The following is a 13,997-nucleotide window of genomic DNA, read 5'->3' on the forward strand; positions in this document are numbered from 1 at the left end:
CTGCAATCAACTCAGTGCTCCTAATTTAAATGATAAAAACCTAAGAGTCTAACCAATATACTTACTCCCCTCCCTAATGCTCAGCCTGGCAAGTGTGTTTGATTCAATAAACCTTTTAACTGATTCAGGGTTTGTTTTGGAGTATTCCCTGAGCGCCCAGCCGATGGCTTTTTGGATGAAGAATTCTTTGCTGTCATTGTTTAGCATAATATAGCGGTATAGCAGGTCTTCGTTTGTGCTGGTTTTGTATTTCAGCTGAAATAGGATGGCGGCCCTGCGGAGCCACATATTTTCGCTGGTCGCCCATCCCTCTATTTTTTCGGGGATTACTTCTGGATTTTTGGCCGCGATGGCGCCTGCTGGGTGGGCGGCAAGCATATCGACGGTATCCCACCAGGATTTCGTTGTGATCAGCTTTTCAACTAATGAGAGATGACTTTTGTCCAGTTTCCTTGTGAATTTCCCGATGTAGTCAAGGGCGGCAGCCTGGTATTCACGCTCTTCCAGATCCCATAAGGCTTCCACAAAATCCGGATTAAATTCCTGCTTCAGAAGGCCTGTCTCATTAAAATATTCCTTTAAAAGAGCTCTTCGTTCAGGCGCCTTAATTCCAAGAAAAGGAAAGTGGTCTTTAAGATAGCTTTGCATGGGGATTGCTTTTTCTATGTCTCTATTTTCCTCAAAAAGCTTTATTAATAATCGAATATCCATCTGAACACTCCTTTTTGCATCAACTTGGGGTTATGCTTCCCTATCCGAGTCCGGGTTCGGACTCGCTCTTCCCGATTTCTCCTTTTCCTGTCCGAAGAAGCCCGGTTCGGACTCACAGGGAAGCACCGGGTTCAGTTAATTTATCATTCCACATTCACCAACTGCCCTACACATTCTTCTCCATCTTCCATTCTCGAGGTCTCGTCAACATTAAGCTGATAATAGCGGTACACCTTCTTCCAAAAGCGGATAGCAGGCTCATTTCGTTTTAACTGCTCTATATAGTAGGTTCCCTTATATTCGCTGAACAATAGATCAATCGCTGTTTGCCCCACGTTTTTCCCTCTGAACGAGTTATACAGGAAAAAGTCATTGATGCAGTAATCTGCTTTTCTTAAAAAGGGTGCACGCAAAAGCAGCAGGAATCCTGCCAGTTTGCCATCAGCTTTAATGAGGTAAGGTTCTATGCCTTCTTTGTCCCAGATTAATGAAAAGGCGTCAAATTCGAATGTGCCTTCTTCATTTATCTCCAATGCATCAGTGTATTTTGTTAAATCGTGCAGATAGAAAGCATACATGTTTCTTACGATATCCCGGTCTTTCCATTCAGCTTTCACTATTTTAACGTCCATATCTCCTGTCTCCTTTCGATGTTTACTCTCCTAATTTAAGTGGCAGAAGCCTTTTAGACAACAATTATGTCAGAAAAGAAGGAATAGATCGAATTTTACAGAAAATATAATAGGTTAATAATTAAAATTGGGGGTTGCATCATGAAAGTACTGGTATCTTTCTTTAACCGCATTATGCAGCGGTATTTGCCTGATCCATTTTTATTTGTCATTATCCTAACCTTCGTTGTTTTTGGATTAGGTTTGATTTTCACAGATAATGGACCTTACCAAATGGTTCAGCATTGGGGAAATGGTTTTTGGGGCCTGCTGACTTTTTCCATGCAGATGGTGCTGGTTTTAGTCACTGGACACGTGCTGGCCAGCAGCACGATCTTTAAAAAAGGATTAGGTGCACTGGCATCATTAGCCAAGTCACCAGGCCAGGCTATCCTTATTGTGTCATTCGTATCGATGATTGCAAGCTTAATTAACTGGGGATTTGGCCTCGTGATTGGCGCCTTATTTGCTAAAGAGCTTGCCAAAAAAGTAAAAAATGTGGATTATCGCCTGTTGATTGCAAGCGCTTACGCCGGCTTCGTTGTCTGGCACGGAGGAATTTCAGGTTCGATTCCATTGACCATTGCTACACCTGGACACTTCTCTGAAGAGATGATTGGCGTCATCTCTACTGACCAGACCATCTTTGCCGGATTCAATATTTTCATTGTTGTCGCACTATTGTTGGTTTTGCCTTTTGTAAACCGTTTTATGATGCCGTCGAAAGAAGAGACCATTGTGGTCGATCCTGCTCTTCTTCAAGAAGACATCCAGGCAGCTTCAATTGAAAAAGAGGCGATGACACCTGCTGAACGCCTGGAAAACAGCCGTCTGATTTCCCTGCTTGCCGGAATTTTTGGTCTTGTTTTCTTATTTTATTATTTCGCTGCAAAGGGGTTTAACCTGAACCTTGATATCGTAAATTTCCTATTCCTGTTCCTCGGCATCCTTTTCCATGGAACACCTAAAAGGTTCCTCGAAGCTGTCCTCAATGCAGTGAAAGGGGCTAGCGGAATCATTATTCAGTTCCCGTTTTATGCCGGAATCATGGGCATGATGACTGCCTCAGGACTTGCTGCAGTTATGTCTGAAGCGTTTGTCAGCATTTCGAATGATTACACATTCCATTTCTTCGCGTTTTTAAGCGCGGGGCTTGTGAACTTCTTTGTTCCTTCAGGAGGAGGCCAGTGGGCGGTTCAGGCTCCGATTATGCTTGAAGCGGCTCAGTCAATGGGTGCCTCCATCCCTAAAACAGCCATGGCTGTCGCATGGGGTGATGCCTGGACCAACTTAATTCAGCCTTTCTGGGCCCTTCCGGCGCTCGCCATTGCAGGACTCAAAGCAAAGGACATCATGGGATTCTGTGTTCTGACTCTGCTGGTCAGCGGGGTGATTATTTCAATAGGGTTTTTATTTTTCTAAAGTCAAGAGCATGGCATCCGCCATGCTCTTCTATTATGAGATAATGTGTATTATCTTAATTTAGATAACTGTCTAGCTCCAGCGCCTGCCCCCTTGGGGTCACAAGCCAATCCTCTCAGAAAGGCAAAGAACTCCTTTCCGTGAGGCCTGTCTTAGGCTTGAGGCCCGCAGGACAAGGAAGGCTTCTTCAGCATAATCATCGCACGACCAAAAGCGGCAGCTTTTGGGAGGATGCGGGTCATGCAGACGTTGCCACAGGACGTGGCGAGATCTTAGTCTGCGTTCCTTCGTGGGAATGGCGCTTCCGCTTTTCTCATGACATTCCATTATGATGATCATTTTTCATGTTATGCATATAAGACTCGATATAAGCTCTCTCTGACTCAGATACATGCTTTTCATTTTCTTCAGGGTCAAAATCGTCAATTCCATGCTTTTTATGCCACCAGTCCACAAACATTCCCGCTCCCAGCAATACTGCACAAAAGCCCAGCAAATATAGAATCAATTTGATCACCTCTCTATAGTATATCAATTTTTCAGAAAATATTGATATATTAGCCGAGCCTATTTTTAGGTAGGTGCAATTTATACTTTGACCGTTTCAGGCAGCTCCTGATAGCCCTCCTGATAAATGCGGCTGATGATGGATTCGATTGCAGGCTCTTCCACAGTTAAATCTTTGATATTATGTGTTTCAGTAATTTGGGCAATTAATTCCGAGGCGGACACTTCATCCCGGTTAAATCGGATCCAGAAGCGGCTTGCTTCTTCTTTAAACACCTCACGGCCCTTAAGCTGGAGGCTGTGAGATGATTCCTCCAGGTCAACGATGAGTGTCCTCGTTTTGCCAAAACGCTCTTTTACCACTGCGATTTCCCCGTCGTAAACCTTTTGCCCATGGTCAATGAGAATCATCCGCTCACAAAGTTTTTCGATATCCTCCATATCATGTGTGGTTAAAATGACGGTGATTTTGCGCTCATTATTAATCTCTTTAATAAATGTCCTCATTTTCTCCTTAGCGATGACATCCAGGCCAATCGTCGGTTCATCAAGAAATAGGATTGGCGGGTCATGCAGCAGGGATGCGGCAATATCAGCTCTCATCCTTTGCCCAAGAGACAGCTGGCGGACCGGAGTATTCAAGAATTCATCCAGCCCCAATATCTCTGTAAAGGTGTCCATGTTTTCCTTATACCGTTTAGCCGAAACCTGATAGATTTCCTTCAGCAGCTCAAACGATTCGATTGTAGGAAGATCCCACCAAAGCTGTGTTCTCTGGCCGAATACCACTCCGATATTCTTGGCATTTTCCTGCCTGTTTTCATAGGGAATGATGCCGTTTACCGTTACACTCCCTGAGCTTGGGACAAGAATGCCCGTAAGCATTTTGATGGTGGTGGATTTTCCGGCACCATTCGGTCCGATATAGCCGACCATTTCCCCTTCTCCGATCGAAAAGCTGATATCCTTCACTGCTTCCTTCTTAATATGTTCTCTTTTCACCAGGCTCTTCACAGCGCCGAGAAAGCCTGTCTCCCTCTTGGCAATCATAAAGTCCTTCATCAAATGTTCAACCTCTATAATCGGCAATTCCAGCCCTCCTAAACTATGTCATGAACCTGTACTCTTATACCTCTTTAAACCGAGCATCCAAATATAATAGGCTATGGCAAAAAAAACGATGCCGACAAGCGGCGAATAATACCCAATATTCTCAGGGAAAAATGGCGTTTCCTTTTCCAGAAGCACAGCCGCGGGAAAGTAATTCACAAAGCCGAATGGAACGACAAAAGCGGTAAACCATTGGACGGCTTTCGGATAGATGACCAGAGGATAATTGGTCAGATTTCGGGCCGGATACATGGCCACCCAGTAAAATTGCTCCGATTTTGTCGTCCAGAAAGCGAGGGCAGATATCATGACAAGCAGACCACCCTGGATGAGGATTCCCCCAACCACGGATAACAGCAGAAACAAACTTTTCCCGATGGTCCAATCCAGCTGCAGCTCAAAGCTGACCCAAATAAAAATGCCGATGCTGAAGATGAACTGTCCAAAAGATGCAACGTCAAACTTCATCGCCATGAAATGAAAAAATGGATTGATCGGCCTGACAAGGAAGCGGTCAAATGTGCCGTTTAAGATGTAGGTATCCAACCCCCTGAAATGAAAAAAGAGAATGATGCAGAATCCCCAGGATAAAACAGCGACAGCAAATAGAAACAGCATCTCGTAAAAGGTCCATGAGCCCAGTTCCTGAAACTGATAAAGCATGATCCACATCGTGACAGCAGTGCCTGTATAAGATGTGATCAGCCCGACAATCCTCATGACAAAGGCAAACCGGTACTGCAGCTGGGCCCTTACACCTGCGGAGATGAGCTTGAAATACAAATCCAAATATTTTAAAACACTCACACTCTATCCCCCCTGTACCACTACTTTTTGGGATGCGCGATTCCAGACAAACCTTAATAACAGATAACTGGCTGCAGCCCAAAATAATTGGACACCCAGGGAAAGCAGGATTTCAATTCCAGAGATTCTGCCTATAAAAATCGCATTTGGTATGTAATAGATCCCCTGAAACGGCAAGTAAAGCGCCATCTTTTCCAGCCAGCCCGGAAAAAACCACAGAGGAATGACTGACCCCGAAAGAAGGGACATGGCAAAGTAAAAGACATCGACAATCCCGCCTGTTTCAACGAGAAAAAAGGAAAGCAGCCCAAAAGACATTTCAATGCAATAGCGGATCAGGAATCCAATAAAAGCGGATACGATGAACAAAGCCCAAGTCTCCCAGCTAGAGGGCAATGTCAAATCCATAAAAATGAACATGACTGTATATAAAGGGAGCAGCGCTGTCAGTATGTAAAAGGCCACACTGCCAAAATCGGCAAAAAGATAGCGGAGCGGCACATCAAACGGCCTCATTAATTCCAGGGAAATATCTCCGGTCCGGACCTTCTCCTGGATTTCCCACAGCGGGGTGCCCGCCCCATTTACTCCAGATAAAAATTGGCTGACCACAATATATGTCAGCATGGACTCAAAGCTGACGCCGCCAGCTTCTTCCCTTCCGGCATATAAAGCAGTCCAAATTGAACCCCACATCAGCAGAAAAATAAGATTTGAGCCAAGCCGCGACCATACATCAAATCGATAAACGGCTGATCGAAGAAAGGCCTTCTTTGTGAAGGTCCAATATAACCGAAACCTGAACATCCGCACACCTGCTTTTTGATTTTTTTGATTATTTCATATTTTAACATAATATGGGATCTTAAAAATATGTTTGTTTTAGAAGTTTAAAAAGAAGGGAAACAGTGGAATTTAAGAGAAAGGGTTGGCTTTTTCAGGGGTTATGAATTAAAATAACATTTGGTTTATAAATATAAGAAAAAGGTGAATGATATTGTTTGATGCATCCAGAAAGAAGCATTCTTCTTCAGATCTAATAAAATTTCTCATACCTTCTTTAATTGGAATCAGCTTATTCATGGTTCCGATCAAATATCAAGGGGATATTACAATTCCTATAGCCATATTTTCAGGCTGGATCCAAAACCTGCTCGCAGACTATCTTCCTGAAATTATGACCTTTATTATTGTCATTACACTTTTGGGTACATTGCTGGCCAAATTCGCTAAGCCCGCTTTTATCGAAAAAAGCCCTTTTTTCAAGAACCTATTTGACGTTCCCTACATCTGGGCTGCAGCGAGATTTATAGGCGCTGTTTTTGCAGTTATTACCCTTTTTCAAATCGGTCCTGAACAGATCTGGTCTGAAAACACAGGCGGACTTCTCCTAAATGACCTTCTGCCGATCCTGTTCTCGGTCTTTTTATTTGCCGGGCTGTTCCTGCCTTTGCTGCTGAACTTCGGATTGCTTGAATTCTTTGGCGCACTTTTAACAAAAATCATGCGTCCTGTATTTAAGCTGCCTGGAAGGTCATCGATTGACTGTGTGGCATCCTGGCTTGGCGATGGGACCATTGGTGTTCTTCTAACCAGCAAACAGTATGAAGAAGGCTATTATACGAAAAGGGAAGCGGCCATTATTGGCACAACCTTTTCCGTCGTATCCATTACCTTCAGCCTTGTTGTTATTTCACAGGTGAATCTTGGCCATATGTTTGTGCCTTTTTACCTGACCATTACAGCAGCGGGATTCCTTTGCGCCATTATCAGCCCTAGAATCTGGCCCCTGTCCAGAAAGCCTGATACGTATTATAACGGCCAGGAATCCGAGCTTGATGAGAGCATCCCTGAAGGACACACATCAGCAAGCTGGGGACTCCAGCAGGCTGTTGCCAAAGCAAGCACAAATCAGAGCTTGAAAGCCTTCTTCCAGGATGGCGCCAAAAACATTCTGGATATGTGGATGGGTGTAGCCCCGATTGTCATGGCTTTGGGAACCTTGGCTCTGATTATCGCGGAGTATACTCCTGTTTTTGCTTATTTAGGAATGCCATTCATTCCATTGCTTGAATTGATGCAGGTACCGGAAGCAAAAGCCGCTTCGGAAACACTTGTGGTCGGATTTGCTGATATGTTCTTGCCTTCCGTTATCGGTGCAGGCATCGAAAGCGAAATGACACGATTTATCGTAGCTTCAGTATCCGTTACCCAGCTGATTTATATGTCAGAGGTGGGCGGACTTCTGCTTGGCTCTAAAATCCCTGTAACATTATGGGACCTGATTATTATCTTTATCCAAAGAACGCTTATTACTTTGCCGGTGATTGTGCTGGCTGCTCATATTCTTTTCTAAATGGTTTTCCATTGGGTTAATACTGAAAGCCTGATATGACGGGAAGTGACCGATATATCAACATTTTAACCGATAACATTAGAAACCCGGCCGATTAACAAGGTGCAGCGGCTGCTATCAGTGTAGCAAGCGCTGATTTCTACAGATAAAAGAGGTATCCTGAAGCGGATACCTCTTTTTTATTAGCTTCTTTAATTTAAAAACATTGGAAAGAACGAATTCTTCTCAAGTCTGTTCCATAATACGTCCAGCGCCAGTTTCTCCAGCGCCAGCCGGCTACAGATGTTCTGCCGACAAAGGTCGGGAAGAACCAGAAGCTGTTTCCATTTTGCAGCCATATAAACGTATTGCGGAATAAGCAGCCTCTTATGGCACCGGGATCAACAGCAAACGTGCTTACCTGCTGCATCTGTGGTGTGAAGCTTGGCGGCGGCCCTGATGGCGGTCCATCCTGACCTCCGGGGCCTCCTCCGCCACCTGGAGGCCCAAATCCACCACCAGGACCACCTGGAGGCGGTCCTGGCGGGAATCCTGGAATATTAAACCCGCCGCCCGGAAATCCCGGAATGGTGAATCCACCGCCTGATCCTCCGCCAGGAAAAATGCGTCCATGTTCATTCTGGTCATACATATATGGATAAAACGGATAATTTGTAAAATCCATTGTGTGTGGTCTCCCTTCTATTCCCTTATTGAAACTTTCTCTGAAATCAGCAGCAGCTCAGAGCGGACCTTCTCTTTGATCCGGTCAACTACTGCAAAGTCCATGGCGCTTACATAGATGTTTTCCAGCGTGTCCCGCTGGGTTTTGGCCCGTGCCAGATAGGATATGGCTTCGGTCATTTTATTTTTATAACGGGTGCTGATATCCTTTAGCTGTTCAGCGTAAATTTCATCTGTGCCTGAATTGATCGTAATTTCATACATGTCGACGATTTCATCTCCATCACGATCCGGAAAATACTCATGCGGCGCCGTGCTGTCAAAAATAGCGAGGCCCAGCTCGCGAACGATGATCATATCCAGGCTGTGCGGATCGAACCCGCAATGATAGATTTCAATATCAAATCCGCGGCTTTCAGCTTCTGCTGCCAGCTTCTTAAGCATCGTTGACTTGCCGGAACCCGGACGCCCTTTAATGAAGTACCTTTTTTGAATATCCTCCGTAAGATTCGGCACGAAATCCACCGCTCCAATCGGAGTGGCTGCCCCTAAATAACGATGTTTCACAGATGGAGTTTTGTTCAATTTTGCATTTCCATAGAAGACGGAGATCAGCTTCTTGGTCAATTCATCCGCCTTCTGGAAATTCATATTTTCTATATAGATTTTCTCCCATTCATCATGGATTCTCAGTGCTTCGGCAAATGTGTCATAGGCCGCTGCAAAGGAATTGCTGATCTGACCAGACAGTAAAGTTATTTCTTCTCTTTTCGCAGCCAGCGCCCTTGAATCCCAAGCTTCTCCGAGATTAATATATTCTTCGACGGCTCCGGGTGCTTTCGGTTCAATCACATGCGGCGCTGTTCCGTCGACAATGCCTGCTTTTAAAGAAGGAATGATCACGCCATCGATTGATTGACTGTCAGATGAGCAATAAATGTATTCAAGGTCATAGCCCTTTTCGGACAGTTCCGCTCCGATTGCTTTCATCAGTGATGATTTGCCTGTTCCTGGGCCGCCTTTTAAAATGAATAAGCGATCAAGCCCCTGCAGGTTCGATTCGAATAGATTGTGGAACCCCCGGGCTGTATTCCCGCCGGCGAAGTATTTCAGTATTTTCCCAGCCATTCTTACACTTCCTTTCGAAATGCATTTTCACCTTACAGTATGCAAAGGGAGCAGGATGGGTGAAAGCCTATTTAGAAAAGCGGAAGCGCCTTGCCCACGAAGGAACGCAGACTAAGAACGCCACGTCCTGTGGCAACGTCTGCATGACCCCCATCCGGGGCCCCAAGCACAAGACGAGCCTCCCGAAAAGGCGTTCTTTGCCTTTTTGGGAGGATTGCCCGAAATGAGGAGGCGACTGCCCAGGGACGACAGGCATAAGACAGTTCCTGCAAGAAGGCGTTCTTCCTTCTGAAAGGAAACGGCTTATGACCCCGAGTCCCTAGGAGCCGAAACAAGACAAACCGAAATGTGTAGGCGACTGCTCAGGGACGACAAGCATAAGACGAGCCCTGCAAGAAGGTGTTTTTTCCTTCTGAAAGGGAATGGCTTATGTCTCGAGTCCCTAGGAGCCTCAACAAGACAAGCTTGTGACCTCGAGGGGGTAGGCTGCTTGCGCTAGACAATTATCGACGTTCAAAATTTTATACTTTTTTCGTTAAAAAAAGAGTGCCGAATCATGATGATCCAGCACTCTTCACTTTAATTATTTAATTAAATCCGCAAGTTCAGCTCCGATGGCCTTCTGCAATTCTTCCGCTTTGAGCTCCATCTGCATGCCAATTTTGCCTCCGCTGACAATAATCAGATCAAGTCCCGCTGCCTTTGCATCAACGAAAGAGGGATACTGCTTCTTCATACCGACGGGGGAGCAGCCGCCGCGGATGTAGCCGGTCAGCTTCTGGATATCTTTGACCGGAATCATTTCCACTTTCTTTTCGCCGGCTGCTTTAGCGGCTTTTTTCAAATCAAGCTCTTCTGCCACCGGAATGATAAAAACATAGATCTGCTTGCTGTGGCCTTGAGCAACTAGAGTTTTATAGACAGCTTCAGGATCTTTGCCAATCTTCGCTGCAACCGAAACCCCATCGATTTTGCCGTCCTGGTTGTCATATGTAATCAGTTCGTAATCCACTTTCTGAGCATCCAGCATACGCATCGCGTTTGTTTTACCCTTTGCCATTGCCTGCGCCTCCATTGGTTATTTTTCTCATTTTAGCATTTTAGGATAAATTTCAAAAAGGATCAGACTTATAAAAAAGCAGGACCCCTAAAAGGAATCCTGCTAACAAAGTTTATCTCAATCGATAAACACGGACTTCATAAGGCTTAAGCATAATTGAATCCGAATCTTCATGCGTATCAACCGGATAGTTATTCAATAAAAGCTGATCATTAGAAAGCTTAAATTCAGCTTCAAAAGATGCTTCCTCTGTTGAAAGATTCGTGATGACGACTACCTTGTCATCATCTGATGTACGGGTATAGGCATAGATTTGCTTATCTTCTTCAAGAAGCAGATCGTATTGGCCATAGGTGAAGACTTCATTTTCTTTTTTCAATCGAATCATTTTTTTATAGAACGAAAGGATGGATTCCTGGTCCTGCGATTGGACTTCCACATTGATTTCCTTATAGTTCGGGTTGACCTTCATCCATGGCTGTCCTGTTGTGAATCCTGCGTTGTCCCTGGAAGACCACTGCATAGGCGTACGGCTGTTATCGCGGGAAGAGGCCCAGATGATATCCATGATTTCCTGATGGGACATGCCTTCCTCTTTTTTAAGGCGGTACAGGTTTTTCACGGCTACGTCATCATAATCGTCAATGGATGGGAATTGGACATTGGTCATGCCGATTTCCTGTCCCTGATAAATGAATGGCGTTCCCTGCATCAGGAAGTACATGGCACCCATGGATGTCGCGCTCTGGTGCCAGTATTCCTCATCATTTCCCCATGTTGAAACGACACGGGGCTTATCATGATTTTCGATAAATAAAGCGTTCCAGCCATCAGCTTCCAGACCTTTCTGCCAGCGGGTAAGAACTTTTTTCAGCTCGACAATATCAACCTCTGGATTGGTTTCTGCATCCCAAAGGCCAAGGTGTTCAAATTGAAAAATCATATCCATTTTACCCTGTTCCTCACCGACCCAAAGATCGGCTTCATCCACGGTAACACCGTTTGCTTCGCCCACTGTCATCACATCATAGTTCGCATATGTGCGATCTTTAAATTCCTTTAAAAATTCGTGAATGCCTTCCTGGTTCATATGCATATCGAAGGAAGAAACATACTTTTGCTTTTTTGGGTTCGGCATATCAGGCAGGCCGGCACGCTTTTTGATATGGCTGATGGCATCAATCCGGAAACCGTCGATTCCCTTATCCAGCCACCAGTTCACCGTATCATATAAAGCCTCACGGACTTCTTTGTTCTCCCAGTTTAAATCAGGCTGCTTCGTAGAAAAAACGTGCAGGAAATACTGTTCAGTCTTCTCATCATATTCCCATGCTGACCCGCCAAAAATGCTTTCCCAGTTATTCGGTTCCTTGCCATTCTTTCCGTCTCTCCAAATATACCAGTCCCTCTTCGGGTTCTCCTTGGATGAACGGGATTCGATGAACCATTGATGTTCGTCACTTGTATGGTTCAAGACAAGATCAAGAATCAGCTTCATATCGCGCTTATGGACTTCATCCATCAGCTGATTGAAATCCTCCATGGAACCGAAGTCTTCCATGATATCCTGGTAATCTGAAATATCATAGCCATTATCGTCATTAGGGGATTTGTACATTGGGCAAATCCAGATGACATCGATCCCCAATCCTTTAATATAATCAAGCCGCTGAATGATTCCCTGAAGATCACCAATTCCATCTCCGTTTGAATCCTGGAAACTGCGCGGATAAATTTGATATCCTACTGCTTCTTTCCACCAAACCTTCTTCATATTAACACCCTCAATTTATATAAATTTCTTTTTCAATCATCGCGGTGCGCAAACGTTTGCATTAAGCGGTATAAAAAAAAGCTGCCTGCTTTTAAGCATTTGCATACTACTACAGTAAGTGTAACGCTTACAATTGGATTTTTCAATACCCTTTTTCATGATAAAATCCTGCTAACAATTTAGAAGCCGCAGCTTTTTGGACTGCGGCTTCTCCTATATTATCAGGCTGGCTCCACTTGAAGCTGTTCCCGGTATGGTTTTAACGAATGATAGATAATTTTCTGCATGAAGGCTTTATCCATATCCGGCAGAAGCTTTTCAGCAAATGCCCATGCATTTTCCTCAATTTTCAATGCTGTGAGGCATCGTTCCTGCTCTGTTATGCAGGAATCAAGGTAATTGGCCAATTCCTCCAGCTCTGTATCTTCAGCATGACCAAGCTCATGAGCAAACACAACAGTGAAATAATCCAAAAAGCGATCAGCAGAAGAAAAGAGCTGCTGGCATTGTTTCATAATCTCTTCCATATAAAGCGTTATGGTATGTGTTCCCATGCTGTACTTTCCGCCAGCTATACGATTTCCCGGAAAATGATTCTCTAATTTAATCTTTGCCAGACTCCCCGATCTCTCCAATAACTCCCGAACGACTAGATCCAAGCTTTCTTTCTTCAATGCATACACCTTTCTCTATTTAATAGCTTATAGGCTATTATATGAGAAAAGAGCTCAGAAATAAACCAAATATTTACCCTTTAAATTCTATATTCAAACCAGTTCAGGTTAATTTTTGTCCTGCAGCAGCGATTTATGAATCCAAATGGCAGCCTGTGAACCCTCCCCCATTGCAATGGTTACTTGTTCTGAATGGGCTGCCACATCTCCAGCTGCCCAAACATTTTTGACACTTGTCATTTTCGAGCGGGGATCTGTCAGGATATGCTTATTTTCAAGGCGCTCTGCTCTGAGCTGCTTTGCCAGGTCAGACTTTACTTCGTTTCCTCCAAAGGCAATAAACCCTCTATCACCTGTGATTTTTTTACCATTTTCAAGCTGTACACCGTTGAATTTTTCGTCGTCTGCAAGTACCTTACATATAGATTCCTCAAGGTATTCAATCTTTTTTTCTTTCAATTTCTCCAATAATTTCTGATCTGCCGGCTTTTTTTCATGGTTGATGAAAACAAGATCATTTGTCCAATAAGACAATGTTAATGCCATATTTGCTCCGGCATTTCCAGAGCCGAGCACAATGGTGCGTTTATCCTTTACCTCATATCCGTCGCAGTCAGGACAGACATAGACAGAAATGCCGAGACAAGGCATTAATTCGGGGAAGGGCGGCATCCGGTCCATAATACCCGTTGCAAGTAAAATCCGTTTTCCCACATATTTATTGCCCTTTTGGGATGAAACCTCAAATCCTCCATCTGTCTTTTCTGCGTGCTCCACTTTTTCATTAACAAACTTCACTCCAAGGCTTTCTGCGTGCTTCTTCCCAATCTCCCGGAGTTCAGGGCCGCTCACGCCATCCGGATAGCCTAAGATATTATGATAGCTTTTGCATATCGTGGAGCGCCCATCATTGGAATCAAGCACCAGCACCTTATGTTTATATCTGCCCAGCTGAATGGCAGCCTGCAGTCCCGCAATACCTCCTCCAACAATCAGGCAATCATAATTCAATTGAAATTCCTCCTTTTCGTTCCAAGATAAGCTATAGTTGTAAACTACCCAGAAAATCCTTTTCTAAATACAAAAAAGGAGAGTTTCATCACTGAAACTCTCC

Annotated in this window: 14 protein-coding genes; 2 read left to right on the forward strand and 12 right to left on the reverse strand. The window is 44.4% G+C overall.

The genetic code is table 11. The features are described from left to right. Positions 1-48: 48 nt before the first annotated feature. Together A361_RS26380 and A361_RS26385 are read right to left on the reverse strand one after the other, a co-directional pair. Positions 49-711: a DNA alkylation repair protein gene (locus tag A361_RS26380; RefSeq protein ID WP_019380548.1), complete on the reverse strand. Its 663-nt coding sequence runs from the start codon at positions 709-711 to the stop codon at positions 49-51. Between the two features lie 143 nt (positions 712-854). Continuing rightward, complete coding sequence (locus tag A361_RS26385; protein WP_009332356.1) at positions 855-1,343, reverse strand: GNAT family N-acetyltransferase; 489 nt, start codon at positions 1,341-1,343, stop codon at positions 855-857. 141 nt (positions 1,344-1,484) lie between these two features. Here A361_RS26385 and A361_RS26390 point away from each other — a divergent pair, with 141 nt between their 5' ends. Continuing rightward, the gene (locus A361_RS26390) at positions 1,485-2,804 is read left to right on the forward strand and encodes a short-chain fatty acid transporter (protein ID WP_009332357.1); all 1,320 of its coding nucleotides are present in this window, start codon (positions 1,485-1,487) and stop codon (positions 2,802-2,804) included. A 313-nt stretch (positions 2,805-3,117) separates the two neighbouring features. Here A361_RS26390 and A361_RS26395 read toward each other — a convergent pair whose 3' ends face one another. The 4 genes from A361_RS26395 to A361_RS26410 form a co-directional block, all read right to left on the reverse strand. Beyond that, entirely contained in the window at positions 3,118-3,321 is a 204-nt protein-coding gene (locus tag A361_RS26395) for a hypothetical protein (protein WP_162271992.1), read from the reverse strand. A gap of 71 nt (positions 3,322-3,392) precedes the next feature. Continuing rightward, positions 3,393-4,400 carry an ABC transporter ATP-binding protein gene (locus tag A361_RS26400; protein WP_019380546.1) on the reverse strand — a complete coding sequence of 336 codons (1,008 nt, stop codon included), beginning with the start codon at positions 4,398-4,400 and terminating at the stop codon, positions 3,393-3,395. A gap of 21 nt (positions 4,401-4,421) precedes the next feature. Continuing rightward, entirely contained in the window at positions 4,422-5,228 is an 807-nt protein-coding gene (locus A361_RS26405; RefSeq protein ID WP_009332360.1) for an ABC transporter permease, read from the reverse strand. A 3-nt stretch (positions 5,229-5,231) separates the two neighbouring features. Beyond that, on the reverse strand, positions 5,232-6,035 hold the full coding sequence (locus tag A361_RS26410) for an ABC transporter permease (RefSeq protein ID WP_019380545.1): 804 nt from the start codon (positions 6,033-6,035) through the stop codon (positions 5,232-5,234). 184 nt (positions 6,036-6,219) lie between these two features. Between A361_RS26410 and A361_RS26415 the strand changes: the two genes are divergently transcribed. Continuing rightward, entirely contained in the window at positions 6,220-7,584 is a 1,365-nt protein-coding gene (locus A361_RS26415) for a YjiH family protein (protein WP_009332362.1), read from the forward strand. Positions 7,585-7,780: 196 nt separating this feature from the next. On the opposite strand, the gene A361_RS26420 is transcribed toward A361_RS26415, so the two are convergent. The 6 genes from A361_RS26420 to A361_RS26445 form a co-directional block, all read right to left on the reverse strand. Continuing rightward, complete coding sequence (locus tag A361_RS26420) at positions 7,781-8,248, reverse strand: hypothetical protein (protein WP_009332363.1); 468 nt, start codon at positions 8,246-8,248, stop codon at positions 7,781-7,783. Positions 8,249-8,265: 17 nt separating this feature from the next. After that, positions 8,266-9,375, reverse strand: coding sequence for a PRK06851 family protein (locus A361_RS26425; RefSeq protein ID WP_009332364.1), 1,110 nt, complete (start codon positions 9,373-9,375; stop codon positions 8,266-8,268). 583 nt (positions 9,376-9,958) lie between these two features. Continuing rightward, positions 9,959-10,435, reverse strand: coding sequence for a Cys-tRNA(Pro) deacylase (gene ybaK, locus A361_RS26430; RefSeq protein WP_009332365.1), 477 nt, complete (start codon positions 10,433-10,435; stop codon positions 9,959-9,961). 112 nt (positions 10,436-10,547) lie between these two features. Then, entirely contained in the window at positions 10,548-12,209 is a 1,662-nt protein-coding gene (locus A361_RS26435; protein ID WP_019380542.1) for a glycoside hydrolase family 13 protein, read from the reverse strand. Positions 12,210-12,430: 221 nt separating this feature from the next. Next, entirely contained in the window at positions 12,431-12,892 is a 462-nt protein-coding gene (locus A361_RS26440) for a hypothetical protein (protein ID WP_226280657.1), read from the reverse strand. 99 nt (positions 12,893-12,991) lie between these two features. After that, on the reverse strand, positions 12,992-13,894 hold the full coding sequence (locus tag A361_RS26445) for an NAD(P)/FAD-dependent oxidoreductase (protein ID WP_019380540.1): 903 nt from the start codon (positions 13,892-13,894) through the stop codon (positions 12,992-12,994). Positions 13,895-13,997 lie beyond the last annotated feature (103 nt).

The organism is Cytobacillus oceanisediminis 2691, assembly GCF_000294775.2.
GTDB lineage: Bacteria > Bacillota > Bacilli > Bacillales > Cytobacillaceae > Cytobacillus > Cytobacillus pseudoceanisediminis.

What these genes read in the sequence shown, in the direction of transcription:
- A361_RS26380 (WP_019380548.1), bottom strand. Translation starts at nt 711, where the DNA reads ATGGATATTCGATTATTAATAAAGCTTTTTGAGGAAAATAGAGACATA.
- A361_RS26385 (WP_009332356.1), bottom strand. Translation starts at nt 1,343, where the DNA reads ATGGACGTTAAAATAGTGAAAGCTGAATGGAAAGACCGGGATATCGTA.
- A361_RS26390 (WP_009332357.1), top strand. Translation starts at nt 1,485, where the DNA reads ATGAAAGTACTGGTATCTTTCTTTAACCGCATTATGCAGCGGTATTTG.
- A361_RS26410 (WP_019380545.1), bottom strand. Translation starts at nt 6,035, where the DNA reads ATGTTCAGGTTTCGGTTATATTGGACCTTCACAAAGAAGGCCTTTCTT.
- A361_RS26415 (WP_009332362.1), top strand. Translation starts at nt 6,220, where the DNA reads ATGATATTGTTTGATGCATCCAGAAAGAAGCATTCTTCTTCAGATCTA.
- A361_RS26420 (WP_009332363.1), bottom strand. Translation starts at nt 8,248, where the DNA reads ATGGATTTTACAAATTATCCGTTTTATCCATATATGTATGACCAGAAT.
- A361_RS26425 (WP_009332364.1), bottom strand. Translation starts at nt 9,375, where the DNA reads ATGGCTGGGAAAATACTGAAATACTTCGCCGGCGGGAATACAGCCCGG.
- ybaK (WP_009332365.1), bottom strand. Translation starts at nt 10,435, where the DNA reads ATGGCAAAGGGTAAAACAAACGCGATGCGTATGCTGGATGCTCAGAAA.
- A361_RS26435 (WP_019380542.1), bottom strand. Translation starts at nt 12,209, where the DNA reads ATGAAGAAGGTTTGGTGGAAAGAAGCAGTAGGATATCAAATTTATCCG.